19 protein-coding genes, 1 tRNA gene, 1 rRNA gene and 2 pseudogenes are annotated in these 26,180 nt (G+C 60.1%); 14 read left to right on the forward strand and 9 right to left on the reverse strand.

The window, feature by feature from the left end; genetic code table 11:
* The first annotated feature begins 6 nt into the window (after positions 1-6).
* The 4 genes from rrf to PG5_RS24000 all read left to right on the forward strand — a co-directional run bounded on the left by rrf (position 7) and on the right by PG5_RS24000 (position 3,837).
* A 5S ribosomal RNA gene (rrf, locus tag PG5_RS23985) occupies positions 7-122 on the forward strand.
* Between the two features lie 149 nt (positions 123-271).
* Positions 272-931 (forward strand): paraquat-inducible protein A, encoded by a 660-nt coding sequence (locus tag PG5_RS23990; RefSeq protein ID WP_020799716.1) that lies wholly within the window; start codon positions 272-274, stop codon positions 929-931.
* Positions 918-1,541: a paraquat-inducible protein A gene (locus PG5_RS23995; protein ID WP_020799717.1), complete on the forward strand. Its 624-nt coding sequence runs from the start codon at positions 918-920 to the stop codon at positions 1,539-1,541. The genes PG5_RS23990 and PG5_RS23995 overlap by 14 nt, the downstream gene beginning before the upstream one ends.
* Positions 1,534-3,837: a PqiB family protein gene (locus PG5_RS24000; protein ID WP_020799718.1), complete on the forward strand. Its 2,304-nt coding sequence runs from the start codon at positions 1,534-1,536 to the stop codon at positions 3,835-3,837. The genes PG5_RS23995 and PG5_RS24000 overlap by 8 nt, the downstream gene beginning before the upstream one ends.
* Positions 3,838-4,021: 184 nt before the next feature.
* On the opposite strand, the gene mksF is transcribed toward PG5_RS24000, so the two are convergent.
* From mksF to mksB, 3 genes are read right to left on the reverse strand one after another with little or no spacing between them, the layout of a single operon-like run.
* Complete coding sequence (gene mksF / locus PG5_RS24005) at positions 4,022-6,862, reverse strand: Mks condensin complex protein MksF (protein ID WP_020799719.1); 2,841 nt, start codon at positions 6,860-6,862, stop codon at positions 4,022-4,024.
* Positions 6,859-7,560, reverse strand: coding sequence for an Mks condensin complex protein MksE (gene mksE, locus PG5_RS24010; protein WP_020799720.1), 702 nt, complete (start codon positions 7,558-7,560; stop codon positions 6,859-6,861). The genes mksF and mksE overlap by 4 nt, the downstream gene beginning before the upstream one ends.
* Positions 7,550-8,827, reverse strand: a complete 1,278-nt coding sequence (gene mksB, locus PG5_RS24015) for an Mks condensin complex protein MksB (protein ID WP_177326151.1) — start codon at positions 8,825-8,827, stop codon at positions 7,550-7,552. Before mksB ends, mksE begins: the two co-directional genes overlap by 11 nt.
* A gap of 236 nt (positions 8,828-9,063) precedes the next feature.
* Between mksB and PG5_RS24020 the strand changes: the two genes are divergently transcribed.
* Together PG5_RS24020 and rimI are read left to right on the forward strand one after the other, a co-directional pair.
* The gene (locus PG5_RS24020; protein ID WP_020799722.1) at positions 9,064-9,804 is read left to right on the forward strand and encodes a hypothetical protein; all 741 of its coding nucleotides are present in this window, start codon (positions 9,064-9,066) and stop codon (positions 9,802-9,804) included.
* Positions 9,797-10,249: a ribosomal protein S18-alanine N-acetyltransferase gene (rimI, locus tag PG5_RS24025; protein ID WP_007978046.1), complete on the forward strand. Its 453-nt coding sequence runs from the start codon at positions 9,797-9,799 to the stop codon at positions 10,247-10,249. The genes PG5_RS24020 and rimI overlap by 8 nt, the downstream gene beginning before the upstream one ends.
* A gap of 48 nt (positions 10,250-10,297) precedes the next feature.
* On the opposite strand, the gene PG5_RS24030 is transcribed toward rimI, so the two are convergent.
* Entirely contained in the window at positions 10,298-10,702 is a 405-nt protein-coding gene (locus PG5_RS24030) for a hypothetical protein (RefSeq protein ID WP_020799723.1), read from the reverse strand.
* A 167-nt stretch (positions 10,703-10,869) separates the two neighbouring features.
* On the opposite strand from PG5_RS24030, the gene can reads away from it, so the two are divergent.
* On the forward strand, positions 10,870-11,514 hold the full coding sequence (gene can / locus PG5_RS24035) for a carbonate dehydratase (RefSeq protein ID WP_008055619.1): 645 nt from the start codon (positions 10,870-10,872) through the stop codon (positions 11,512-11,514).
* 82 nt (positions 11,515-11,596) lie between these two features.
* On the opposite strand, the gene PG5_RS24040 is transcribed toward can, so the two are convergent.
* From PG5_RS24040 to PG5_RS24050, 3 genes are all read right to left on the reverse strand, one after another.
* A complete protein-coding gene (locus PG5_RS24040) occupies positions 11,597-12,769 on the reverse strand; it encodes a hypothetical protein (protein WP_020799724.1) in 1,173 nt (390 codons plus the stop codon).
* A gap of 151 nt (positions 12,770-12,920) precedes the next feature.
* The gene (locus tag PG5_RS24045) at positions 12,921-13,241 is read right to left on the reverse strand and encodes a hypothetical protein (protein ID WP_020799725.1); all 321 of its coding nucleotides are present in this window, start codon (positions 13,239-13,241) and stop codon (positions 12,921-12,923) included.
* A 167-nt stretch (positions 13,242-13,408) separates the two neighbouring features.
* Positions 13,409-14,827, reverse strand: a complete 1,419-nt coding sequence (locus tag PG5_RS24050; RefSeq protein WP_020799726.1) for a short-chain fatty acid transporter — start codon at positions 14,825-14,827, stop codon at positions 13,409-13,411.
* Positions 14,828-15,027: 200 nt separating this feature from the next.
* On the opposite strand from PG5_RS24050, the gene PG5_RS24055 reads away from it, so the two are divergent.
* From PG5_RS24055 to ddlA, 4 genes and pseudogenes are all read left to right on the forward strand, one after another.
* Positions 15,028-16,341: an MFS transporter gene (locus PG5_RS24055; protein ID WP_042955697.1), complete on the forward strand. Its 1,314-nt coding sequence runs from the start codon at positions 15,028-15,030 to the stop codon at positions 16,339-16,341.
* A gap of 218 nt (positions 16,342-16,559) precedes the next feature.
* Positions 16,560-17,246 (forward strand): annotated as a pseudogene (locus PG5_RS35445) (PAS domain-containing protein); the annotation flags it as partial.
* A gap of 105 nt (positions 17,247-17,351) precedes the next feature.
* A pseudogene (locus PG5_RS35450) lies at positions 17,352-17,786 on the forward strand (methyl-accepting chemotaxis protein); the annotation flags it as partial.
* An 87-nt stretch (positions 17,787-17,873) separates the two neighbouring features.
* Positions 17,874-18,968, forward strand: coding sequence for a D-alanine--D-alanine ligase (ddlA, locus tag PG5_RS24065; RefSeq protein WP_020799729.1), 1,095 nt, complete (start codon positions 17,874-17,876; stop codon positions 18,966-18,968).
* 51 nt (positions 18,969-19,019) lie between these two features.
* On the opposite strand, the gene ggt is transcribed toward ddlA, so the two are convergent.
* Positions 19,020-20,852, reverse strand: coding sequence for a gamma-glutamyltransferase (gene ggt, locus PG5_RS24070; protein WP_020799730.1), 1,833 nt, complete (start codon positions 20,850-20,852; stop codon positions 19,020-19,022).
* 154 nt (positions 20,853-21,006) lie between these two features.
* Between ggt and PG5_RS24075 the strand changes: the two genes are divergently transcribed.
* On the forward strand, positions 21,007-22,116 hold the full coding sequence (locus PG5_RS24075) for a DUF2817 domain-containing protein (RefSeq protein WP_020799731.1): 1,110 nt from the start codon (positions 21,007-21,009) through the stop codon (positions 22,114-22,116).
* Positions 22,117-22,298: 182 nt separating this feature from the next.
* Here the strand turns inward: PG5_RS24075 and PG5_RS24080 are convergent.
* Positions 22,299-22,375 (reverse strand) — tRNA-Met (locus PG5_RS24080).
* A gap of 242 nt (positions 22,376-22,617) precedes the next feature.
* Here PG5_RS24080 and PG5_RS24085 point away from each other — a divergent pair.
* Together PG5_RS24085 and PG5_RS24090 are read left to right on the forward strand one after the other, a co-directional pair.
* Complete coding sequence (locus PG5_RS24085) at positions 22,618-23,835, forward strand: MFS transporter (protein WP_020799732.1); 1,218 nt, start codon at positions 22,618-22,620, stop codon at positions 23,833-23,835.
* 100 nt (positions 23,836-23,935) lie between these two features.
* The gene (locus tag PG5_RS24090; protein ID WP_020799733.1) at positions 23,936-26,137 is read left to right on the forward strand and encodes an OsmC domain/YcaO domain-containing protein; all 2,202 of its coding nucleotides are present in this window, start codon (positions 23,936-23,938) and stop codon (positions 26,135-26,137) included.
* Positions 26,138-26,180: the final 43 nt, after the last annotated feature.

Genomic DNA, 26,180 nt, shown 5'->3' on the forward strand with positions numbered 1-26,180 from the left:
GAATTTCTTGACGACCATAGAGCGTTGGAACCACCTGATCCCATCCCGAACTCAGAAGTGAAACGATGCATCGCCGATGGTAGTGTGGGGTTTCCCCATGTGAGAGTAGGTCATCGTCAAGATTAAATTCCAAAACCCCTATCTGCGCATGCAGGTAGGGGTTTTGTCTTTTGCCGAAAGAAAATCACACTGATTCGTGCACAAATTGGCACAGTTATTTTCGATTCAGGGCACTAGAATAGGCCCAACCTTTTCGGAGTCAGAGCGTTATATGCCAGATCCGGTTGACGCCTCAAGGCTGTCAGAATTACCGCTGAACGATTTGGTGGCGTGCCACGAGTGCGACTTGCTGATGCGCAAGCCCAAGCTCGATCATGGTGAGAAAGCCCTGTGTCCGCGATGTGGTTACGAGCTCTATGCTCATCGATACAACGTCGTACAGCGCAGTCTCGCCCTGGTTATCGCGGCATTGCTGTTGTACATCCCGGCGAACTTTTTACCCATCATGCAACTCAACCTGCTTGGGCAATCGTCGCAAGACACTGTCTGGAGCGGGGTTGTCGGGCTTTTCGATACAGGCATGCAAAGCGTTTCAGTCATTGTGTTCCTGTGCAGCATGGCGATTCCGCTGCTCAAGCTGCTCTGCCAACTGGTCGTGTTGCTGAGTATCCGATTTAACGTCGGACGTAGCTACGGCTTGCTGCTTTACCGTATTTACCACCATTTACGGGACTGGGGGATGCTTGAGGTTTACCTCATGGGCGTACTGGTCGCGATCGTCAAGCTGGCAGATATGGCAGCAATGACCATTGGTCTTGGCTTGGCGTGCTTCATTGGATTGTTGTTGGTCCAGGTCTGGCTGGAGGTAGTGATGTCTCCTCACCAGATCTGGCAGGCTTTATCAGGAGAGGATGCCCATGCGGGCGATTGATGCAGGCATTCTGATTTGCGCCGAATGCCATGAATTGAACAAGCAGGAAGCTGATGTCGACGATCAGGTCTGCACTCGGTGCGGCGCACTGGTGCATGCCCGCCGTCCCAACAGTGTGGCGCGGACCTGGGCGTTGCTGATCACCGCCGCCATTCTTTACATACCGGCCAATGTGCTGCCGATCATGACCGTGAGCTCCCTGGGCAAGGGTGATCCCAGCACCATCATGTCCGGAGTGATCCAACTGGTTCAGCACGGCATGATTCCCATTGCCGCAGTGGTATTTATCGCCAGCATTGTGGTGCCCACGTTCAAACTGGTGGGGATCGCCTTGCTGCTGTTTTCCGTACAGCGCCACCAGCCACTCTCGGCCCGCCAGCGCATATGGATGTACCGCTTTATCGAGTTCATCGGCCGCTGGTCGATGCTCGATATCTTTGTAATCGCCATCCTGGTGGCGCTCGTGAATTTTGGCCGGCTGGCCACCATTGAAGCTGATCTGGGCGCCATTGCGTTCGCCAGCGTGGTGATTCTGACGATGCTTGCCGCAGTAACTTTCGATCCCCGACTGATTTGGGATAACACGGAGTCGGACGACGACCATGACTGATCTGCCTACAGCTAAAATCCGACCGGCTTCGAACTGGTCGGCTATCTGGGTATTGCCCCTGATTGCCCTGATCATTGGTGGCTGGCTCGGCTGGCGTGCCTACACCGAAACCGGCATCGAGATTCAGGTTCGTTTCGAAAGCGGTGAAGGCATCCAGGCCAACAAGACCGAAGTCGTCTACAAAGGCATGCCGGTCGGCAAGGTGAAAACCCTCAAGCTTGATGATGAAGGCAGTTCCAAAGGGGTGATCGCGACCGTTGAGATGAACAAGGACGTGGAGCAATACCTGCGCACCAGCACGCGCTTCTGGCTGGTCAAACCGAGTGTGACGCTGGCCGGTATTACCGGGCTGGAGACGCTGGTCTCGGGTAACTATGTCGCAATCAGCCCGGGTGAGGGCGAGCCTGCCCGCAAGTTCAAGGCCCTGGCACAGGAGCCACCGCTGTCGGACGCCCAACCCGGCCTGCACCTCACGATCAAGGCTGATCGCCTGGGCTCGCTGAACCGTGGCAGCCCGGTGTTCTACAAGCAGATCAAGGTCGGGCAGATCAAGAGCTACGTGCTCTCCGAGGACCAGAGTACTGTCGAACTCAAGGTCTTCATCGAGCCGACGTACGCCAAGCTCGTGCGCAAACACACGCGTTTCTGGAACGCCAGCGGCATCAGCATCGATGCCAACCTGTCCGGTGTAAAAGTTCGCAGTGAATCCCTAGCCAGTATTGTTGCTGGTGGTATTGCGTTTGCCACTCCTGAAAATCGCAAGGACAGCCCGCCTACCGATCCGAGCCTGCCGTTCCGCCTTTATGAGGACTTCGATGCGGCTGCCGCCGGGATCAAGGTCAAGGTCAAGCTAAGCGACTTCGAAGGCTTGCAGGCGGGCCGTACGCCGGTGATGTATAAAGGTATTCAGGTCGGCACCCTCAAGGCCCTCAAGGTCGATCCCGATTTGTCCGGCGCCAGCGCCGAGTTGACCCTGGACCCGCTGGCCGAGGATTACCTGGTCGATGGCACCCAGTTCTGGGTGGTCAAGCCGTCGATTTCCCTGGCGGGCATTACCGGCCTGGAAGCATTGGTCAAGGGTAACTACATCGCCGTGCGTCCTGGGGACAAAGGCGCCGCGCCGCAACGTGAGTTTGTCGCACGGCCCAAGGCGCCGCCGCTGGATTTGCGTGCACCGGGCCTGCACCTGGTGTTGTTCACCGATAACCTCGGTTCGCTGGAAGTGGGCAGCCCGGTACTCTACAAGCAGGTCAAGGTGGGTTCGGTACAGAGCTATCAGTTTTCGCGCAAAAAGAAACAGCTGGTGATCGGGGTCCATATCGAGAAGGAATACGAAGACCTGGTCAACGCTTCCACGCGGTTCTGGAACGCCAGTGGCATCACCTTGACCGGTGGCCTGACTGGCGGGATCCAGGTCAAGAGTGAATCGTTGCAAAGCCTGATGGCTGGCGGCATCGCCTTCGAAACACCGGAGGCCAAGGCACCCTTGCAGAAGCGCATCCCGCGTTTCCGCCTGTTCGCCAGCCATGAGCTAGCCAACCAGAAAGGCGCGGTGATCACCATCAAGGTTGACCGTGCCGATGGCCTGCGCACTGGCACGCCCATCCGCTTCAAGGGGCTGGATGTCGGCAAGATCGAAGACGTTGACCTGAGTGACGATCTGCAGTCGGTGCTGCTGACTGCGCGGATCGATGAAGTCCCGGAGCGCATCGCTCGTGTCGGCAGTCAGTTCTGGGTGGTCAAGCCCGAGTTGGGGCTGATCAAGACGTCGAACCTGGAAACATTGGTTACCGGGCAATACATCGAGGTGCAACCGGCAGCGAAGAACCTGGGCCCGCAGAAGAATTTCGTGGCGCTGGCCAATCCCCCGGAAACTGCCAAGCAGGAAGCTGGTTTGAGCCTGACGTTGAGCGCTCCTCGTCGTGGTTCGCTGAAGGCTGGGGTTCCGGTGACTTATCGAGAAATCACCGTGGGCAAGGTGACGGGTTATGACTTGGGCCAGACGGCCGATCGTGTGTTGATCCGCATCCTGATCGAGCCCAAGTACGCGCCATTGGTCCGCAGCGGCACGCGGTTCTGGAACACCAGCGGTTTTGACTTTGATGTGGGTCTGTTCAGAGGGGCGACAGTGCGTACTGAATCGCTTGAGACGATGATCCAGGGCGGTGTCGCCTTTGCTACGCCGGATGGTGAGCGCATGGGCACTGCAGCACGACCGGAACAGACTTACCCGCTGTTCGACAAGTTCGAAGAGGAATGGCTGACCTGGGCGCCGAAGATTCCGCTCGGCAAGTAGTGTATTGGCGGCTGTGATGCCGCCTTCGCGAGCAGGCTCGCTCCCACAGTGGTCAGCGTCGTTCACATATTTTGTGTACGCCACGGACTAAATGTGGGAGCGAGCCTGCTCGCGAAGAACCTCTCCAAATAAAAAGGCCGCAATCCATTGGATCGCGGCCTTTTTATTACCTTCGATTCAAGTCTCAGACCGCATCCAGCTCCGGCTCATCCGCTTCAACGTTCACAGTCGCCTTCACCTCGTCGTGACGACGAATGTACTTCCAGTCATCCTCATCAATGTAGATGCCAGCCGGGCCGCTACCACCTTCCAGGTCGATGGCGACACTGGCGCAGACCTGTGGCTTCACACTGGCCAGGATGGGCACGAAGCCCAGTTGTAGACTGGTCTCCAGCAACGCCGCCTGGTTTTTCTCGTCGATGTCCGCCGCCTCGTCGAGGTAGTACGGCAAGCGCACACGTCCGGCCAGGTCGCGGTCCATCAAGTGCAGCAACAAATACATGTTGGTCAGCGCCTTGATGGTCATGGTGGTGCCGTTGGACGCGGCGCCGTCGATGTCGGTGTGGATAACCGGCGATCCGTTGACCTTGGTGATCTCGAACGCCAGTTCGAACAAGTCCTTGAGGCCGAGCTGGTTGTGGTTTGCCGCCACCAGCCGCGCCAGGTATTCCTTGGCCTCTTCGTTCTTGTTGTCCTGCTCGGCGCTCTGGCTCAGGTCGAAGACGGACAGGGTCTCGCCTTCTTCGTACTGGCCGGCGCTGTGGATGATCTGGTCGATGTGCTTGAGTGCTTCCTTGTTCGGCGCCAGTACGATGCGGAAGCTTTGCAGGTTGGACACCTGACGTTTGTTGATCTCGCGGTTGAACAGCGCCAACTGGTGCTCGAGGCTGTCGTAGTCGCTGCGGATGTTGCGCAGGGTCCGGGCGATGTCGGTAACAGCCGCACGCCGGGCCTTGCCGAGGGTCAGGGCTTCGTCGGTACGGTGTGCGTAGGCGTTGATCAGCAGTTGCAGGCGACGTTCCATATCGTCTTCGCTGTCGAACTTGGCCACGCCCTTGAGGCGCACCTGGGCGTACAGCGCCTCGATCTGGCCATCGGCACGCAACAGGCCTTGCCAGCTGTCCTGATAGTCGTTGAGCAACGGCAGCAGGTTGTCCATCGAATCGTCGACCGGATCCATGAACGGTGTGCCGAACGGCAGATCCGCCGGCAACAACTGACGGCGGCGCAGGGCGTCGTCGAGGGTGCGTTGCTTGGCTTCCATGTCACCGATCTGCCGGCCGACCAGTTGCAGCTTGGCGGACAGTTGCTGGACGCGTTCGGTGAAAGCATCGCTGGAGCGCTTCAATTCGTCCTGGGCGGCTTCCATCTGCGCCAGCTGCTCCAGCTTGTCGCCCTCTTCGGCGCTCAGGGTTTGCGCGCGACGGAAGTCTTCCAAGGCTTTCTGGGCATCCAGCACCTGCTGGTACAGCGCTTCGGTCTGGGTCTTGCTCGCGGCGCGGTCGGCGGCCACGGCTTGCTGGGTTTTCAGTTGCTTGAGTTCTTTTTCCAGTCGCTCTTTCTGGTCGCGCAGCGCGGCACGGTCAGCCAGGGCTTGCAGGGCCGGGGGCTCGATGTGCGAGATGTCGATGGACAGGCCCGGTACTTCGAAGCGCTCGCCTTTGAAACCGTCGAGGATCAGCTCTACGGATTTGACCCAGTCGCCGTTGTCGTCGAGGGTAATGCCGTGCTCGCCCAGCGGCAGGCTGAACAGTGCGCTGTTGAACAGGCGCATCAGGCGCTCGACGTCCTGCTGCGAGAATTCTTCGCGCAGGCGGGCGTAGCTGTTGTTGTCGGCGTGGTCGAGTTGTTGCTTGACCGACTTCAGGCGTTTTTCCAGCTCACGCAGGCGTTCTTCCAGGTCCTCGGCACTGAATTGCCGCGACTGCGCCAAGGCACCTGCCAGCTCATCGTGGGCGTCCTTGGCCGCGAGCAGTTGTTGCTCGAGCACCTTGACGTCTTCGACCAGGGCAAAACGATGCTTGAGCACCGCCAGTTCGCCGAGCCAGCGCTGGATGCCAGTGATTTCCCGCTCCAGGCGCATCAGCTCCTGGGTGCCGCCACGCTGGTCGTTCTGCAGGGCGTCCTGCTCGTGGCGATAGTGCTCGGCCTGGATGGTCAGCTCTTCCTTGCGGGCACTGGCGTAGTCCGACCAAGTGCCGAGCAGGGAGTCGAGCAGCGGCGAGAGGCGGTGCAGCTTGCCGCGCAGGATATCGCGCTGTTTCACGCCGTTGGCGAGGGCTTCGACCAGGGGACCGGCTGCCACCAGCGATTGGTAGTCCTGTTCCATGCGTCGTACGTCGCGGAAAGCTTCTTCGCACGCGGCGATGTAGTCGACGCTACCGGAACGCAGGCTGTGCTCGAAGGCGTCGAGGAACAGTTGCTTGAGCTTGGCCGCGGTGATTTCGCGCATGTGCAGCAGGTTGATGAACAGCGCGCGGAAGGTCTTCAGGCTCTGTTCGCTGGTAGAGCGCAGGGGGATCAGTGTCAGGTCCAGCGGGATCGAGGTGTGTCCACCGACCAGCAAGCGCCGCAATTCATCGGGCTTGAGTTCGTAGGCTTTGAGGCCTTCGCGCTCAAGGTTGCTGAACAACTCCTTCTGGCGCAGGCAGGTGTCGTTTTTCTGGTAGTGGGCCAGGTCCAGCCGGCCGGCGTAGGCAAAGAACTGGTGACCGAAGCCGCCACCCGGACCGCGTCCGACCACGCCGATCACGTGGGGGCCATGGGGCAGGTTCACCTCCACCAGGATGTAGCTGGTGTCGGAGGCGAAATAGAAGCGCCGGGATTGCTCCAGGCTGTACTTGCCGAAGCTCATGTCCGACATGCGTGCCAGGATCGGGAACTGCAGCGCATTGATCGAAGCGGATTTACCGAGGTTGTTCGCGCCGTAGACCGACAGCGGCTCTTCCAGCGGGAACAGGCCGAGGGTGTAGCCGGCGGTGTTCAAAAGGGCAAAGCGGCGGATGCCGTAGCGTTCCTTGATCATGCGTCGAGCTCCTGTTCTTCGGCAATGGCGCGGGCCAGGGCGTCTTCTTCGCTTTCATCTGCAAACTCTGCCAAGTCGAGCGGGTCGTCGGTCTGCAGTAGTTTTTCATCGCTGTCTTCATCGATCAGCACCGGAGCCGGCAGCGGCAGTACGCTGTGCAGGCTGGCCGCCAGGTCACGGTCCTGTTGCACCGATAGGCACACATCGAGGAAACGGTGCATCGGCGGCAGGAAACGGTACACGCCGTTTTCTTCGCCGGCGAAGCCGAGTTGGGTCATGCGGCGCATGATTTTTTCTTCCAGCTCATCCTGGGTCTGTACTTCGGCCTGGATGAACAGGTCGCGGTACTTTTCCAGCAGCGATGGCAGTTCATCGCGACCCAGGCTGCCGCCGTCGAGCACGGCGACCGGGTCGCGGCCCTGATCGGCCAGGTGCTCGACAAGGATGAAGGTGAACAGAGCCAGACGCTGCGCGGTCTTATTCACCGCCGCGGCGGCCAGGTCCGGTACGAAATAGTAGAAACCACGGGTGTCGCAGACCAGTTCAAACCCCAGGGCCTTGAACAGCGTGCGGTACTGGTCCTGGAAGTTCGACAGCTGCGCATACAGCTCAGGATCGCGGCGGCTGACGTGGTAGCCCTTGAACAGCTCGCGAAAGATCGGTGCCAGTTGGGACAGTTCGGAAAGATCAAGATGCATGGGGGATGCTCGCAGAATTCTCGGTAGGGTCATCGCCGACCGAGAGCAGGGCGAAGGAGCGCAGGCTGACCTGGTGCTCGTGTGTGTGGTAGTCGCGACGTTCCAGGCGTTCGCGCTTGAAGCGTTTTTCCCGGGACAGTCGCGAGAACCAGTACAGCAATTCGTCGGTGGCACCGTCCGGCTCCTGCTCCAGCAGCCAGGTCATCAGGTCCGGCATCGGCAGGGCGTCTTCGCAGCGTTCGAGCATTTCCCGAACCGTGCGTGGCGCACGTGGAGCTTCGCCTTTCTGGGTTTTGTGGGCCTTGGGGAAGCGCGCCGGTTTCGGTTCGAAGCGGGCCAGGGCATAAACGTAGGCCTCGACCTGGCTGGCGCTGCCGAGGAAGGTGCTTTGCGGGCGTGTGAACAACGGCATTGCCGCCTGCGGCACGGCATCGATGCCTTTTCGGCGAATGGCGGACAGGGCCAGAGCCGCGCCACGGGTGACAGCGTTGTGGCGACGTGCCTCTTCACGCAGCGGCAGCAATAGTTCGCGCGCGTGACGCAGGGTCAACTGGGCGCTGGTCTGCATTTCAAGGATACGCGCGTGAGTGCGCAGCAACATGTCGTCATCGACCAGGTGGCCGAGGCGTTGCTGCTCGGAGAGCATCTTCAGCAGCACGGTTTCAACCTTGCGCACGCCTTGTTCGAAAGCGCCGTCGGCGTTCACCAGATCAATCATCGGCTCGACGTATTCGTCCCAGGTCGCCAGCACTTCAGCGTAACGCTGGCGCAATGGAATCTGTCGGTCGCTGGTTTTCGCCCTTTCGGCGACGGCCACCAGTGCTTGTTCGTCGTTATCGAGTTTTTTCAGTACATCGCGAACTCGCATGTCGAGCAGGCGAAGCTGGCGGGCCAGGTCGTTGCCGTCGCGGGTGTCGAAGGCGTCCTGGATGTAGCCGGCCAGGCGCTCGAGATGGCGCAGATAGGCTTCGATTTCCAGGCACAGGCCCAAACGGTGTTCACGGCGCAGGTAGGCGAGGAAGTCGTGAATTTGCGCATTGAGCTCGAAACGGTTCGGGCTTTTCGCCACCGGAACCAGAATATCGAGGCGAATCCACACGTCCAGCAGGCTGGTGATGTCCTGCGGCGTACTGTCGAGTTGCTGGGCGGCCAGTTGCGTGCGCAGTTCGTTGAGGCTCAGGGTGCCTTGGTCGAAATGCTCGCACAGTGGCTCCAGAAGTGCCCAGTGTTCAGCGAGGGCGCGCAAGACGCGCTTGGGTTCGATCATCGGAATGGCCGGCTGGTTGGCGAATAAAAGCCGCGATTGTACTGCATCAGGCACGATGCGATTCACTCTCGGGACGGGCTGTCGCCATTTTTCATAAGTGGAAAGATTATCGGTGCAGTCTATCGATCAACAGCGGGCGATCTTGCGCGAAGGGCGGTAGAATCGGCGCACTTTAGTTATCCACAAGTGGCCGACCTTTGCTTATCGAGTCCCGTCGTCGCGCTTATTTGAACGCCATGCAGGTGGTCAACTGGTTGCCGCGCACCGAATTGCCCTTTGCCGCCCCGTCGCGGCCCGAGCTGCTGGAGCCGCCCGAGGCGCTGGTCGAGGCTCCCGTGGCGCCTGTGCCGGTGGTCGAGACGCCCGTCGTGCCTACGGTAAAACCCGCCGAGCGGGTGAAGGTCGAGGTGCCGCGGCCATCGCTGGCCAGCACGCGCACTGGCGCAAAACCTGCGGCCGAGGAGGCGCCGGTGGTCGCCAGGGTCGCGCCAGTGCCGCCGCCGCGCTTTGCCCTGCAACTGCTGCGAGCCGACCGCTGCCTGCTGCTGGTGGAGTTACCCACAGGTGAATCCTTCCAGGCACGCGACCCTGCTTATCTGCTGCTCAAGGACATGCTGCGAGCGGCCGGTCTGCCGGACAGTCCGCAGATCATCGGCGAGCCGGTACGCTGGCCGCTGCTGGTGCGTGGGACGATGGACCAGGGCCCGGAGGCCGCCCGTGACTTTGTGCAAGGTTTCCTCTCGGTGCGCATGGAAGAAGTGCCATGCGCCTGCCTTTGGCTGATCGGCCTGCCCGCGGTGCGGTTTGCCGGTGAAGCGGACTCTGATGCGTTCAACCGCGAATTGCAGATTGAGGGCCTGGGCTCGGCGTGGGCGGTACCGGGCCTGGAATTGTTAATGGAAGAGCCACAGCGCAAGGCCGCCGTGTGGCAAGCCATGCGTCGGCTGATGGCGCGTTGGAAAGAATCGAATGAGTGACGCTGTATCGTTCCGCCCGATGACCGAGGCGGACCTGGAAACTGTTCTGAAGATCGAGTATGCGGCCTACAGCCATCCCTGGACCCGCGGGATTTTTCTCGATGGCCTGGGCAAGTATCAGATCTGGCTGATGTTCGAAGGTCAGCAGCAGGTGGGCCATGGGGTGGTGCAGATCATTCTTGACGAGGCGCATCTGCTCAACATCACCGTCAAGCCGGAAAACCAGGGCCGAGGCCTGGGTTTGACCTTGCTGGAACATTTGATGTCGATCGCCTACAAGGCCGATGCCCGGGAATGCTTCCTGGAAGTGCGCGACAGCAATACCGCGGCGTTCAAGCTGTATGAGCGTTACGGTTTCAACGAGATCGGACGTCGACGGGATTACTACCCGGCGGTGGGTGGGCGCGAAGATGCGGTGGTCATGGCCTGTACATTGGTGGATTGATCACCATCGTTTTGGTTGAACGCCGATTCCTGCGGCAGCTCCTACAGATCAGCGTTTCTTGTCCAGCGGATCGCTCTGCGCCATCTCTGCCTCGTCCAACCCGTTGCCCCCACCAATCTCGTCTTCATCGACAATGCTCAAGTCCCAATCGGCCTGATCACCTTCACCCAATTCCTGGGCATCCCGCGCACCGTCCTCACGGATGAGTGTTTCCGGGGTCAGGTCATCATCGGTCGATTCATGATCATCGGTCGATGCACCCGTCATGCCGGCTTCACGCACGCGTTCTTCAGGTATCAGCTGCTTGCGTTCCTTGTGTGGCAATTCATCGCCGATTTTTGCGCTGGGTTCTTCCGTGTCGAAATCCAGCTCATGCACCGAGCCCATGCGATCTTCGTTATCATCGATGGGTTCCGGTTGCACCGCATCGTACGGACGTCGTGAATCAGTCATGGCAATTCCTCATACTGTTAGCCTTATAGAGTGGACCCACTGGGTTGCAGGGAATTCCACCGGCATGGAGCGCCATGAACGGGCAGCGGCGGGCATTTGCATAACGCGCGTGACCCCGACGGACGGTTGTCTGTCAAAGCAGCGCACCATTATCGAGGCTTCATTGCATGAACGAATTACAAGATCTGATTGATAACAACGAGCGCTGGGCCGACGCGATCACCAAAGAAGATCCTGACTTCTTCGCCAAGCTGGCTCGTCAACAAACGCCGGAGTACCTGTGGATCGGCTGTTCCGATGCGCGGGTGCCGGCCAACGAGATCGTCGGCATGCTGCCGGGCGATCTGTTCGTGCACCGCAACGTGGCCAACGTGGTGTTGCATACGGATCTCAACTGCCTGTCGGTGATCCAGTACGCGGTTGACGTACTCAAGGTCAAGCATATCCTCGTGACCGGCCACTATGGCTGTGGCGGCGTGCGCGCCTCGATGCAGGACCGTCAGTTCGGCCTGATCGACGGTTGGCTGCGTTCGATTCGCGATCTTTACTACGAGAAACGTGAAGAGCTCGCCAAGTTGGCCACCGAAGAGGAGCAGGTCGACCGCCTCTGCGAGCTCAACGTGATTCAGCAAGTGGCCAACGTCGCCCATACCAGCATTGTGCAAAATGCCTGGCACCGCGGGCAGAACCTGTCGATTCACGGTTGCATCTACGGCATCAAGGACGGTCGCTGGAAAAGCCTGAACACCACGATCAGCGGTTTCGAGCAATTGCCACCGCAGTATCGACTGCGTCCGGTCGAGAAGTTGTAAGCCTGCGCAGCAGACGCTTTGCCGACGCCAGTGTTGCAAAAACATCTGGTCGTCGGCGCTCTCCGTCAGTTGACTCGTCAGCCTATAGCGCGGGCGCGGGTATCGCCGGGGCTGGCGCTGGCACCTTGAGCAATTTGAGCTGGGCCTTGATCGATGCTGTCGCACATTTGCCCGCGGCCTGTCCCGGGGTCAGCTTGCGGATCGAGGTGTAGAACAGCGCACAGGTTTTATCGGCCTGGGCTACTTGCCATGTCTGGGTGCAGCTTTTCAGCTCGATATCGGGATTGGTGTCCGTTTCACGGCCCATGGCGGCCTGCCAGCAAGCGGCACTCAAATCCTGGCCCATGACTTTCAGGCCCGCAGTATCGGCTTGGGCCTGGGCGTCTTTGCCGGTGTAGCTGGCTGGATCGGCGGCGTACCAGATGTAGCTGGGATGGTTGGCGCCCAATAGCGGTACTTTTACTCCGTCGACCGGGCTGATTGTCACCAGGCTCAACACATTCACGGTTGGCCCGTATTGCTGCTTGATCCAATTGCGCACCGGTGCACCGAAGGCAACCGTTGGCAAGGCCGCGCCGCTGGAATGTACGGTCACCTGCTTGACCATGTTGGTCTGGTAGTCCTTGAAGTAGTCGTAGACGCCTTCCAGATCCTTGCCGGCGTTCGAAGGTGCGGCAATCGGGGCGATATCGATAATGGTTTGGTAGCCCGGTAGCTGCTCGGGCGGGACGCCATTGATGGTCAGCAGCGTGGCCCAGCGATCCGTGGTGGCCGACTTCAGGTAATCCTGGGCCTGGGTCAGCGAATAATCGGGTGGGAAGTGCAGCAGCTCGACGCTTCTGCGGTTTTCCAAGGCCATGCCCAGTGGCAGGAAAAAATGCCAGTTATAGGCCCACTTGCCGTCGGCATTCAGTTTGCTAGCACCGTCGTAGGCCAGGTCGCCGGCGTCAAGCAGCGCTGCCAGGGGTTTTTCATAGCGCCTGGGCACGCCCGTGATTTCGGCATGGAGTTGACCGTTTTCGGTTTTGACCAGGACCTTGGCCTCGCTATAGCCATCGCGCTGCACGCTTTGCGTCAGGTAGTGCTCGACGGTCTGCTCCAGCGTCCAGTTGCGAAAGCAGATCACGTTGCAGTTGTTGGGATAGGCGAACAAACGACTGACGCGTTCGGTGCTGCCCAGCTTCAGGGCGATATCGGCATGAGCAGCGGTGCTCAGGGTGAGGGCCGCGAGAGTGAGGCCTGCGAGTCTTAACATGCTCAGATCCTTTTCAGCGTGGTCGCGATACGAAGATGCACGTCATACTGGATCAACACAATGATGCAGAAAACCAGGCCTCAAGCACTTTTTTTTCGAAGCGTGCGATCCAGCCCGCGATCAGTGTTTGCGGGGGAGTGAGGTCAGGCGATCACAACAGGCGTAGCGCCAATTGGCTGCCGGCACGCAAGTACTCGACCTGTGCGGTAACCGCATCCTTGACGATAGCCTCACCGGTATCGCTCAGCCTGGCTTTTTTGGCATCGAGGACGGCGCTTTGCAATAACTGCATGGCGACATCCATCGCTTTCTGAAAGGCCGTCACATTGTTGTGCTGGCCAAATTCGCGGACAACAGCGTCCATGCGGCGATCGGCATCGTCTCGCAGGGCCCTGTACTCAACCACCGAGACGTTACCGTCCTGGTAAATTTCATTGATCAACTCTTCCAGTGTCTTGGATATCGGTGTCATCGGATCTTCCTTGGGTTTTTGGTGATTGATACTCCGGGACAGGTTAATTCAAGGAGGCTGGTTGCGAGAGTCAGGGCTTGCCCTTGGATTGGGTGGGACAACGCTGCGCGTTTTGTAAGAAAAACGCGCAGTCTCAGGTCGCGCTGACCCTCGCTGTAGCCGCTTCCCTATGGCATCACCGGCGGCGTATACGCCAGCGTCGTTCCGAGTGCCCACAGCAGCACCAGCACCAGTGGTGTGTGCACCAGCAATTGCACGAACGAGAAGCCGATCAGGTCCCGCGCCTTCAATCCCAGCACGCCCAGCAGCGGCAGCATGTAGAACGGGTTGATCAGGTTGGGCAGCGCTTCGGCGGCGTTGTAGATCTGCACGGCCCAGCCCAGGTGGTAGTTCAAGTCGTTCGCCACTTGCATCACATACGGTGCTTCGATGATCCATTTACCGCCGCCGGACGGAATGAAGAAGCCGAGGATCGCCGAGTACACGCCCATCAGCAGGGCATAGGTGTCATGGGAGGCAATGCTCACGAAGAAGGTCGAGATGTGGTGGGCGAGGGTCTGCGCGTCGGCGCCCTTGACCGTGGTCATCAGTGCGGCGATCGAACCGTACAGTGGGAACTGGATCAGCACGCCGGTGGTGGTCGGCACCGCGCGGGCCACCGCGTCGAGGAAGCTGCGCGGGCGCCAGTGCAACAGGGCACCGAGCATGATGAACAGGAAGTTGTAGGTGTTGAGACCGGAAATCGCGCTGATCGCAGGTTTGGTGGAAAACTCATGGAACAGCCACCCAGCCGCCAGCAGCACCAACAGGATGGTCAGCAGCGGGCTGTGTTCCAGCCATTCTCCGGGACGGGTGCGTGGTTGCAGTGGTGGCAGGTTGAAACTCGGGTCGACGCCACAGGCCTGGGCGTCTCGTGCCGTGTTCGGGCCGGGGGCAGTGGCGTAGGCGATGATCAGCGAGATGACGATCAAGGCCAGCAACATGACGCCCGACTGCCAGAGAAAGATCGTTTGGGTGAACGGAATCACCCCGGTAATCGACAGGATCGACGGCGGCAGGCTGGCCGGGTTGGCCTGCAACTGCGCAGCAGACGAAGACAGGCCCAGGGCCCACACCGCGCCCAACCCCAGGTACGCGGCTGCACCCGCGGCGCGATAGTCCATCTTAAGGTCGGTACGGCGGGCAAGGGCGCGCACCAGCAAGCCGCCAAACACCAGTGACAAACCCCAGTTAAGCAGCGACGCGACCATGGAAATCAGGGCCACCCAGGCCACCGCGGAGCGCCCGTTTTTCGGCAACTTCGCCAGGCGATCGATCAGCTTCACCGCTGGTGGCGAGCTGGCGACCACATAACCGCCGATCACCACGAACGCCATTTGCATGGTGAACGGGATCAGGCTCCAGAAGCCGTCACCAAAGGCCATGGCCGCATCAGTCGGTTTGGCGCCCATGGCCATGGTGGCCACGGCGACAATGATCACCGCCAGGGCGGCAAATACCCAGGAGTCGGGGAACCAGCGTTTGGCAAAGCTTGAACAGCGCAGGGCAAAGCGGGCGGAGCGGGTATCTTCGATATCAGCGGCCACGGGACTACCTCGAATTATTATGTTTGTTGTGGTCTTCGGGGCAGCATAGGCCCCTCAGGACAGACGCCAACCTTAATTCAAACGAGTGTTTTTTGCGGCGCTGATTTAGGCCTATGGGACTTTGGTCTAACGGGTTGTCCGTCGGCGCGTTTGCGTAGACCATGGGCGCCTTGGTTTTTGCCTGTGCCAGAGTTCTTTTCATGACTGCCAATATAGATCCACGTCCGCTGCCATTCAGCCGCTCGGACTACAAGACCCTGGGGCTCGCGGCTCTCGGTGGCGCGCTGGAAATCTACGACTTCATCATCTTCGTATTTTTCGCCCTGACCTTGAGCCAGCTGTTTTTCCCGCCCGAAATGCCTGAGTGGCTGCGGCTTCTGCAAAGCTTTGGCATCTTCGTCACCGGGTACCTGGCGCGGCCCCTGGGTGGGATCCTGATGGCGCATTTCGCCGACAGTCTGGGTCGCAAGAAGGTGTTCAGCCTGAGCATCCTGATGATGGCGCTGCCGTGCCTGCTGATCGGAATCATGCCGACCTACGCGCAGATCGGCTATTTCGCGCCACTGCTGCTGTTGGCCCTGCGCGTCCTCCAGGGCGCGGCGGTGGGTGGCGAGGTGCCGAGCGCCTGGGTATTCGTAGCGGAACACGCGCCAGTCGGCCATCGCGGCTACGCCCTGGGCTTCCTGCAGGCGGGGCTGACCTTTGGTTATTTGCTTGGCGCCCTGACGGCAACCTTCCTGGCGCAGACTTTTACTCCAGCGGAAATCCTCGATCACGCCTGGCGTTATCCTTTCCTGCTGGGCGGGGTGTTTGGCGTGATTGGCGTCTGGTTGCGGCGCTGGCTCAGCGAAACGCCGGTGTTCATGGCCATGCAAGCCCGGCGCGAGGCAGCCATCGAGTTGCCGTTACGGGCAGTCCTGCGTGAACATCGCCTGGCCCTGCTGCCAGCGATGATTCTCACCTGCGTGCTGACATCAGCGGTGGTGGTGTTCGTGGTCATCACCCCGACCATGATGCAAAAAACCTTCGGCATGACCGCCAGCCACACCTTCGCCCTGAGCGCATTGGGCATCGTGTTTCTGAACATTGGCTGCGTGCTCGCCGGTCTGCTGGTCGATCGCATCGGCGCCTGGCGTACCGTCATGCTTTATAGCCTGTTGCTGCCACTGGGTATCGGCGTGCTCTACACCTGCCTGATCAGCGGTGGCAACTGGGTCGGCCTGGCCTACGCGGTGGCTGGACTGAGTTGCGGAGTAGTGGGCGCGGTGCCATCGGTGATGGTCAGCCTGTTCCCGGCGCGGATTCGCGTCTCGGGTATTTCCTTCACCTACAACATCGCCTACGCCGCCTGGGCGAGCATCACGCCCTTGCTGTTGATCGGCCTGATGCCATGGAGCCCCTGGATCTGCGTGATTTTTTGCGCGGTGATGGGGGCGGTGGGTGTGGGCAGTGCGGCGTATTTCGGCTCGCGGGCACCGGGAGTCGCCGGTTGCCCAGCCGCCGGTACAGCGTGATAGGCAGGGACGATTGGCGCGGTTTCATTATATTTGTAGGACAATCCTCAAGCGCTCTTCAGAAAATCCCTGCAAGGCCGATGGCTAGGCTCTAAGTCGCTTTCTATTCCAGTCCATCGGTGCGTCCCATGTTCAATAAACGCTTGAAGCAGGAGCTGTCGGCTCTTCGCGAAGAACTCTCCAGCCTGCAGCAAGTGAAGGAAAGCCTGGAAAGCGAGATGCTCGTGCTGACCCTCGATATTGACGGGAGGGTGCAGTCGGTCAACCAGAACTTCCTCGGCGAGATGCACTACAAGAGCAACGAGCTGATCGGCCGGCACATCGAAGAGATCGTTCCGGATCATGTGAAAAACGACGAATTCCAACTACGTTTCAAGACCGCACTGAGTCGGGGCGAGCACTTTGCCGGTGCCGTGCGTCTGTTGCGTGGCACTGGCCAGGAAGCCTGGTTGCGTTCAATTGTGCAGCCCGTGCGCACGGCGGACGGGCGGATCAAGCATTTTTCGATTTTCTCCAGCGACCTGACCCGCACCATCGAGGCCTCCCGTGAGCATGAAAACCTGATCGGTGCACTGGTGCGTTCGACAGCGGTGATCGAGTTCGACCTCAATGGCAATGTGCTGACCGCCAACGAGCGCTTTCTCAGTGGCATGGGCTACAGCCTGGCGCAGATCAAGGGCAAGCATCACCGTACTTTTTGCTTTCCCGAGGACTACAACAGCGCCGAATACCAGGCGTTCTGGCGCCGTCTGAACACCGGAGAGTTCGTGGCCGAACGTTTCAAGCGCGTCGACAGCCACGGTCGTACAGTCTGGCTGGAGGCCTCCTACAACCCGGTGACCGATGCCAACAATAAACTCTACAAAGTGGTGAAATTCGCCACGGTGATCACCGATCAGGTCAACCAGGAGCAAGCGGTGGCCGAAGCGGCCAACATTGCCTACGGCACCTCGCAGCAAACCGATCAAAGCGCCCAGCGCGGCAACGCCGTGGTGACGCAGGCGGTGGATGTGATGCGTGACCTGGCCAGGCACATGCAAACCGCTGTCGATGGCATCGAAGCCTTGAATGAGCAATCACTGGTAATTGGCACCATCGTCAAGACCATCAGCGGGATTGCCGAACAAACCAACCTGCTGGCGCTCAATGCGGCCATCGAAGCGGCCCGTGCCGGTGAGCAGGGACGAGGTTTTGCCGTGGTGGCGGACGAGGTTCGGCAACTGGCTTCGCGCACCAGCCAGGCCACCGACGAGATTGTCCTCGTGGTGCGGCAAAACCAGGACATGGCGCGCAACGCCGTGGCCCTGATGGCCGACGGCAAGCTCCAGGCGGAACAGGGCCTGGCGCTGGCGGCGGAAGCAGGCTCGGTGATCGTCGAGATCCAGGATGGCGCGCAGAAAGTGGTCAATGCAGTGGGGCAGTTTGCCAATCAGTTGGCGAGCTGACTCCCTGCGAGCCGCTGGACGGCAGGACCTTGCAGTCGTAACGTGGCGGCTACCCAGGTTGCAAGCCATCCACGATGAGGTCAGGCAATGAGTAAACTGCGTGTGGGCGTTATTTTCGGGGGCCGCTCGACCGAGCACGAGGTGTCGCTGCAGTCGGCGAAAAACATTGTCGATGCACTGGATCGCTCGCGCTTCGAGCCGGTGTTGATCGGCATCGACAAGCAAGGCCATTGGCACCTCAACGACCCCTCGAACTTCCTGCTGAACCAGGAAAATCCGGCCCTGATCGCGCTCAATCAATCCAATCGCGAATTGGCCGTGGTTCCGGGCAAGGCCCACCAGCAATTGGTGGAAACCGCCGGTGCCGATCTGTTGGGTCACGTCGACGTGATATTCCCCATCGTCCACGGCACCCTTGGCGAAGACGGTTGCCTGCAGGGATTGCTGCGCATGGCCGACTTGCCGTTTGTCGGTTCCGATGTGCTGGGTTCGGCGGTCTGCATGGACAAGGACATCAGCAAGCGCCTGTTGCGTGATGCCGGCCTGGCCGTCACGCCGTTCGTCACCCTGACCCGCGCCAGCGCCGCGCGCACAGGCTTTGCCGAGGTCAGCGGCAAGCTCGGCCTGCCGCTGTTCGTCAAGCCGGCCAACCAGGGTTCTTCCGTCGGTGTGAGCAAGGTGAGCGACGAAGCCGAATATGCGGCGGCAGTCGAGCTGGCTTTGAGCTTCGATGAAAAAGTGCTGATCGAGTCGGCGGTCAAGGGCCGAGAGATCGAATGTGCGGTGCTTGGCAACGAAGACGCCATCGCCAGCGGCTGTGGCGAGATCGTGGTGCACAGTGGCTTCTATTCCTACGACAGCAAGTACATCGACGACAAAGCTGCTGAAGTCGTGGTGCCGGCCAATATCAGCGTCGAGTCCAGCGAACGCATTCGCGCGATGGCGGTCGAGGCGTTCCAGCTGCTCGGCTGTTCCGGGCTGGCGCGCGTCGATGTATTTTTGACTGACAGTGGCGAAGTCCTGATCAATGAAATCAACTCCCTGCCAGGCTTCACCCGCATCAGCATGTACCCGAAACTGTGGCAGGCAGCGGGGATGACCTACAGTGAACTGGTCACGCGGCTGATCGAATTGGCGCTGGAAAAACACCAGGCTCGACGGGCGTTGAAAATCAGTCGTTGAGGAAAATGGGCCTGCCTTCGCCCAGGCAGGCCCCTTCACGCTGCAAGCGACTCAATCCCCCAACGTTTCCCCCTCCCGCCGAGGATCAGCCCCACCGGCCAGCGACGCCTTCCCCTGTGCATCCTTGACCCGGACAATCGCCTGGGTGCCGCTGGTCATGTCGATTTCGTTGACGCTGTGGCCCTTGTCCTTGAGTGCCTGGATTAGCGCCGGGCTGAACTGGCCGCTCTCCAGTTCGGTCGGGCCATTTCGGCTGCCGAAGTTGGGCAGGTTGATGGCTGCCTGTGTATCGAGGTTCCAGTCGAGCAGGCCGACGGTGGTTTTGGCCACGTATTCGATGATTTGCGAGCCGCCGGGAGAGCCGAGGCTGGCGACGAATTCGCCACTCTGGCGGTCGAAGATCAGCGTTGGGGCCATGGACGAGCGCGGACGCTTGCCGGGTTCGACGCGGTTGGCGACTTTCTGGCCGTTCTCTTCGGGAATGAACGAGAAGTCGGTCATCTCGTTGTTGAGCAGGAAGCCCTGGACCATCACATGCGAGCCGAAAGCGGATTCGATGGTGGTGGTCATCGACACCGCGCCGCCCTGGTCATCGACCGCCACCACTTGCGAGGTGGAGATGCGCAGGGGGGAGCGGTCTGGCGCGTAGGCGACCTGGATGCCCGGTGGCGTGCCGGGCTTGGCCGTGTCCATGCTGTGCTCGCCGACCAGCGCCGCCCGGCTGGCCAGGTAAGCCTTGTCGATCAAGCCCTTGACGGGCACCGGCACGAAGTCCGAGTCGGCCACGTACTGCGCGCGATCGGCATAGGCCAGGCGCTCGGCTTCGCTGATCAGGTGCACGGCCTCGGCGGTTGGTTCGAGGCCAGCGGCTGTGCTGGCTTTCACCGGTTGCATCGGCGCCAGGGCCCAACGCTTGTCGCTTGTCTCCAGGGCTTGCAGCGTGCCGAGGATCTGCGCCATGGCGATCCCGCCCGATGAGGGGGGCGGCATGCCACAGACCTGCCAGCGCTTGTAGTCGGTGCACAAAGGCGCGCGTTCCTTGGCGCTGTAGTTGACCAGGTCGCTCAGCGACAGGCTGCCTGGGTTGGCGTGACCCTGGACCTTGGCCACGATCTCTTGTGCGATAGGCCCTTTGTACAAGGCATCCGGTCCTTCCTTGGCGATGCGTTGCAAGGCGGCAGCCAAGGGCGGATTCTTCAACAGGGTGCCGCTGGCTTTCGGGCTGCCATCGGCATTCAGGAAGTAGGCCGTCATTTCCGCAGAGCGCTTTATGGACGAATCCGCAGCGATCAACCGATGCAGGCGAGGCGAGATGACAAAGCCTTGATCGGCCAATTCGATGGCGGGCTCGAACAGCTGCGCCCATGGCAAACGACCGTGTTTGCGATGGGCCAGCTCAAGGGCTCGCAACACCCCGGGAGTTCCCACCGAGCGCCCGCCAATCTGTGCCTGGGTGAAGGGCATCGGCTGGCCATCGGCCTGCAGGAACAGTTTCTCGGTGGCACCGGCCGGTGCGGTTTCGCGCCCGTCGTAGGCGCGCACGGATTGGCCATCCCAGAGCACGATCAACGCGCCGCCACCGATGCCCGAGGACTGCGGTTCGACCAGCGTCAGAACCGCTTGCATGGCAATGGCGGCATCGATGGCCGAACCGCCCCGACGCAGCATCTCGCGCCCGGCTTCGGCTGCCAATGGGTTGGCGGCTGCGGCCATGTGGCGTGAAGCGTGTCGGGTCTGCAGGTCGGTACGATAACCGGACGCGTTTTCCGGTGCCGTGGGCAGCGTCGGGGCGGACGCGTTGTGGCAGGCACCAAGGGTCAGCGCGGTGATGATCAGCGCCAGGGCTGGCAGGCGCGCGCGACTCGAATGGGAGGCTGGGAACATGGGGGCACTCCGTCCGTGGGATAAATATACCGGGGACTGTATCGGTGACCTCGCAGTGACGCAAACCAGGTCCCGTGGTCGCTCTTCATCAATCGACGGATTTTCTGTAGGGTCATTGCCAGCGATCACCCCACAAGACCCACAAGAGGCAGCCATGCACAGCGAGTTTCCAGCCCAGCCCAGCTACCGTTCCCAGCGCGAACAATTCCTGGCGGCGGCAACCGCGGCCGGTGCGACGCTGAGCGAGTATCCCCATCCTCTCAAGGGGCCATCCGGCGAGGCCTTGGGCACCTATGTGGCGGTGCTCGGCGATCCTGGCGCCAAACGCCTGCTGATCGCGCTGAGCGGTACTCACGGGGTCGAGGGCTTCTATGGCTCGGGTTGCCAGATCAAGTGGCTGCAGGAGCTCGGTAAGCGCTCGTTGCCGACGGATGTCGCCGTGGTGATGATTCATGCGATCAATCCCTGGGGTATGGCGTGGCTGCGTCGGGTCAATGAAGACAACATCGACCTGAACCGCAATCACCTGGACTTCGATCGTGCGCTGCCGGATAACCAGGCTTATGACGCGCTGCATGAAATTTATGCCTGCACGCAGTTGCGCGGGCCTGAGCGAGATCGGGCCGATGCCTTGCTGGATGAGCAAATCCGCCTCCACGGATGGCCCGCGGTCATGTCGATTGTCGAAGGTGGCCAGCATGCGCACCCGGACGGATTGTTCTACGGTGGGGTGGCCCCCAGTTGGTCGAATCGCACATTGCAGCAGATTATGCAAAAGCACGTGGCCCATGCTGACGTCGGCCTGTGTTTCGACTTGCACACCGGGGCCGGGGAGTATGGGCATCCGATGTTGTTGACGATCACCGAAGCGGCTTATCCGGCGCTGGCCGATGCCCAGGCAATTTACGGTCCGTGGCTCTACACGTTGCACACCGGCGCCGACACCCTGAGCGAAACCGGTGTTGCAGCCACTGCGACCGGCTACACCTCGCAGGCGTTGCTCAATGCGCTGCCGCAGGTGCGGTTGATGCCGTTCGTGATCGAGTGCGGGACTTATCCGGGGCCGGACGTCCATCGACATCTGCGCGATGACCACTGGTTGCATCTGCACGGTAATGTCCACGATGCGCAGGGGCGAGAGATCAAGTTGAATCTGCTTGAACAGTTCTATCCGGCCGATAGCGATTGGCAGGCCATGGTCTGGCTGCGTACCTGGCAGATCTGGGAGCGGGCGTTGTCGGCGCTACCGGCGATTCGTTGCTGATGATGACGATGATGGTGTAGGAGCGAGCATGCTCGCGATGGACTCAAATGCACCGCGGGGGAACCTGACTCCCCGCGTTATCGTTCAAGTCCATCGCGAGCATGCTCGCTCCTACAAGGGAGCAGCCATTTTCTTGAGGCATAAAAAAACGGCTTACCTTTCGGTAAGCCGTTTTTAGCACTTGGTGGCTACACAGGGACTTGAACCCCGGACCCCAGCATTATGAATGCTATGCTCTAACCAACTGAGCTATGTAGCCAAGATGGCGCGCATTATTCACCGGTAATGCAGATGCGTCAAGCGTAAATTTAAAATATTTCTCTACACTTTCAACCGCTTATCTTCCTGAGCCGAAAAAACGGGGCGGAGGAGGGTATCGATCGAGTGGAAATCTGCCCAATACCGAGGTCGTTAGCAGGCTAAGGGGATGGCGCTGCCGCAACGAAAAATGGCACATTGACGCACCTGCCCGTGTGCACCCCTCTGTTTTTCGGAAATTTCATGGCTATCAGCAACGTTCAGCCCGCCACTGCGGCGGCGTCCGCGCCTTCACAAAGCAGCCCTCTGGTCATGCGCATCATCGGCGCGGTGGCACTGGCGCACCTGATCAACGACCTGATTCAATCGGTGCTGCCGTCGATCTACCCGATGCTCAAGGCCAACTATGGCCTGACGTTCACCCAGGTCGGCCTGATCACCCTGACCTTCCAGCTGACCGCTTCGCTGCTGCAACCCTGGGTCGGCTACCACACTGACCGCCATCCCAAGCCCTGGCTGTTGCCAGCCGGTACGGTCTGCACTTTGATCGGCATCGTGATGATGTCGGTGGTCGGCAGCTTCCCGCTGATTCTGCTGGCGGCGGGCTTGATCGGCATTGGCTCCTCGACCTTTCACCCGGAAGCTTCTCGCGTGGCGCGGCTGGCCTCGGGGGGGCGGTTTGGCCTGGCACAATCGACCTTCCAGGTCGGGGGCAACGCGGGCTCGGCGTTCGGTCCGTTGCTGGCGGCGGCGATCATCATCCCTTACGGCCAAGGGAATGTGGCCTGGTTCGGCTTGTTCGCGGTGTTTGCACTGTTCGTGCTGTACCGGATCAGTCGCTGGTACGCCAACCACTTGAACCTGTTCAAGCTCAAGCAGGGCCAGGCAGCGACCCACGGCCTGTCCAAGGGGCGGGTGACCAGCGCGCTGGTGGTGCTCGGGCTGCTGGTGTTCTCCAAATACTTCTACATGTCCAGCCTCACCAGTTATTTCACCTTCTACCTGATAGAGAAGTTCGACCTGTCGGTGGCCAGTTCGCAGCTGCACCTGTTCCTGTTTCTCGGTGCGGTGGCCGCGGGGACCTTCTTCGGCGGGCCCATCGGCGACAAAATCGGGCGCAAGGCGGTGATCTGGTTCTCGATCCTGGGCGTTGCGCCGTTCACATTGCTGCTGCCGCATGTGGACCTGTTCTGGACCACTGTCCTGAGTGTAGTCATCGGCTTCATCCTCGCCTCAGCCTTCTCGGCCATCGTGGTGTACGCCCAGGAGTTGGTGCCAGGCAATGTCGGGATGATTGCCGGGGTGTTCTTCGGCCTGATGTTCGGCTTCGGTGGGATTGGCGCGGCGCTGCTGGGCCACCTGGCGGACATACACGGCATCGAATACGTGTACTTCCTGTGTTCATTCCTGCCGTTATTGGGTGTATTGGCGATTTTCCTGCCACGCGCCAAAAAGGCCTGATCACCTGCCACTAAGCCGTTAGCGCGAGCTTGCACAAGACTTCCGGCTGAAAAGCCGGATAATGGCGGCCATTCGTTTGCTCGCTATTGTGGTATCCCGCATGGAAATCAAGGTCAATTTTCTCGACAACCTTCGACTTGAAGCCAAGTTCGATGACTTCACCGTGGTGGCCGACCAGCCTATCCGCTATAAGGGCGATGGCTCGGCACCGGGTCCGTTCGACTACTTCCTGGCTTCGTCGGCGTTGTGTGCGGCTTACTTTGTGAAGTTGTACTGCGACACTCGCAATATCCCTACCGAAAACATCCGACTGTCGCAGAACAACATCGTCGACCCGGAAAACCGCTACAACCAGATTTTCAAGATTCAGGTCGAGTTGCCGGCAGATATCTCCGACAAAGACCGTCAGGGCATCTTGCGCTCCATCGACCGCTGCACCGTCAAAAAGGTGGTGCAGGCCGGGCCTGAGTTCGTGATTGAAGAGGTGGAGAACCTGGATGCCGACGCCCAGGCGTTGCTGATGCCGGCTTCCATTTCAGGTTCAGGGGCGGGCACCTACATCGTGGGCAAAGACCTGCCGCTGGAACAGACCATTGCCAACATGTCGGGCATTCTGGCCGACCTGGGCATGAAGATCGAAATCGCTTCGTGGCGCAATATCGTGCCCAATGTATGGTCGCTGCATATCCGCGATGCGCACTCGCCTATGTGCTTTACCAATGGCAAGGGCGCGACCAAAGAGGGCGCGTTGGCGTCGGCCTTGGGCGAGTTCATCGAGCGGTTGAACTGTAACTTCTTCTACAACGATCAGTTCTGGGGAGAGGACATCGCCAATGCGGCGTTTGTACACTACCCGAACGAACGCTGGTTCCAGCCTGGCCCTAAAGATGAACTGCCGCCGGAGATTCTCGACGCCTACTGCCTGCGGGTTTACAACCGCGATGGCGAGTTGCGTGGCTCGCATCTGATCGACACCAACTCGGGCAACGAAGAGCGCGGCATCTGTTCGCTGCCGTATGTACGCCAGTCAGACGGCGAGGTGGTGTATTTCCCCTCCAACCTGATCGAAAACCTGTACCTGAGCAATGGCATGAGCGCCGGTAATACGCTGGCCGAAGCGCAGGTGCAGTGCTTGTCGGAAATCTTCGAGCGCGCGGTAAAGCGCGAAATCATCGAAGGTGAATTTGCCCTGCCGGATGTGCCGGCCGACGTGCTGGCGAAATACCCCGCGATACTGGCCGGTATCCAGGCGCTGGAAGAGCAGGGGTTCCCTGTGTTGGTGAAGGATGCGTCCCTGGGGGGCGAGTTCCCGGTAATGTGCGTCACCTTGATGAACCCGCGTACCGGTGGTGTATTCGCCTCGTTCGGCGCGCACCCGAGCCTGGAAGTGGCGCTGGAACGCAGCCTGACGGAGTTGTTGCAGGGCCGCAGCTTCGAAGGCCTCAATGACTTGCCCCTGCCGACCTTTGAAGGCCATGCGGTGACTGAGCCTAACAACTTCGTCGAGCACTTCATCGATTCGAGCGGCGTGGTGTCGTGGCGCTTCTTCAGTGCCCAGTCCGATTACGAATTCGTGGAGTGGGACTTCTCCGGCCAGGGTGAAAACTCCAATGCCGAGGAAGCCGCGACCTTGTTCGGCATTCTCGAAGGCATGGGCAAAGAAGTGTACATGGCGGTGTATGAGCACATCGGCGCGACGGCCTGCCGCATTCTGGTGCCGGATTACTCGGAAATTTATCCGGTTGACGACCTGATCTGGGATAACACCAACAAAGCGCTGTTTTTCCGTGAGGACATCCTCAATCTGCACAGCCTGGACAAGGCCGGCCTGAAGTCACTGCTCAAGCGTCTGGAAGACAGCGAGCTGGATGACTACACCGACATCACCACCTTGATCGGCATCGAATTCGACGACAATACCGTCTGGGGTCAGTTGACGATCCTGGAGTTGAAGTTGTTGCTCAATCTCGTCTTGCAGAAATTTGAAGAGGCCAAGGAGCTGGTGGAAATGTTCCTCCAGTACAACGACAACACGGTCGAGCGCGGCTTGTTCTACCAGGCCGTGAACGTGGTGCTGGAGATGGAGCTGGACGAGGACCTGGAGCTGGCCGATTACGAGGCCAACTTCCGCCGGATGTTCGGCAACGAGCGCATGGACGCCGCGATCGGCTCCGTGAACGGCAGCGTGCGCTTCTTCGGCTTGACGCCTACCAGCATGAAGCTGGAAGGCCTCGACAGGCATCTGCGACTGATCGAGAGCTACAAGAAACTGCACGCGGCGCGCGCGAAGGTGACGGGCTAACCCCGTTTAAAGCGCCCACAAAAAAAGCACCCCAGGGTGCTTT

It is taken from the genome of Pseudomonas sp. G5(2012), from assembly GCF_000408945.1.
GTDB classification, from domain to species: Bacteria; Pseudomonadota; Gammaproteobacteria; order Pseudomonadales; family Pseudomonadaceae; genus Aquipseudomonas; species Aquipseudomonas umsongensis.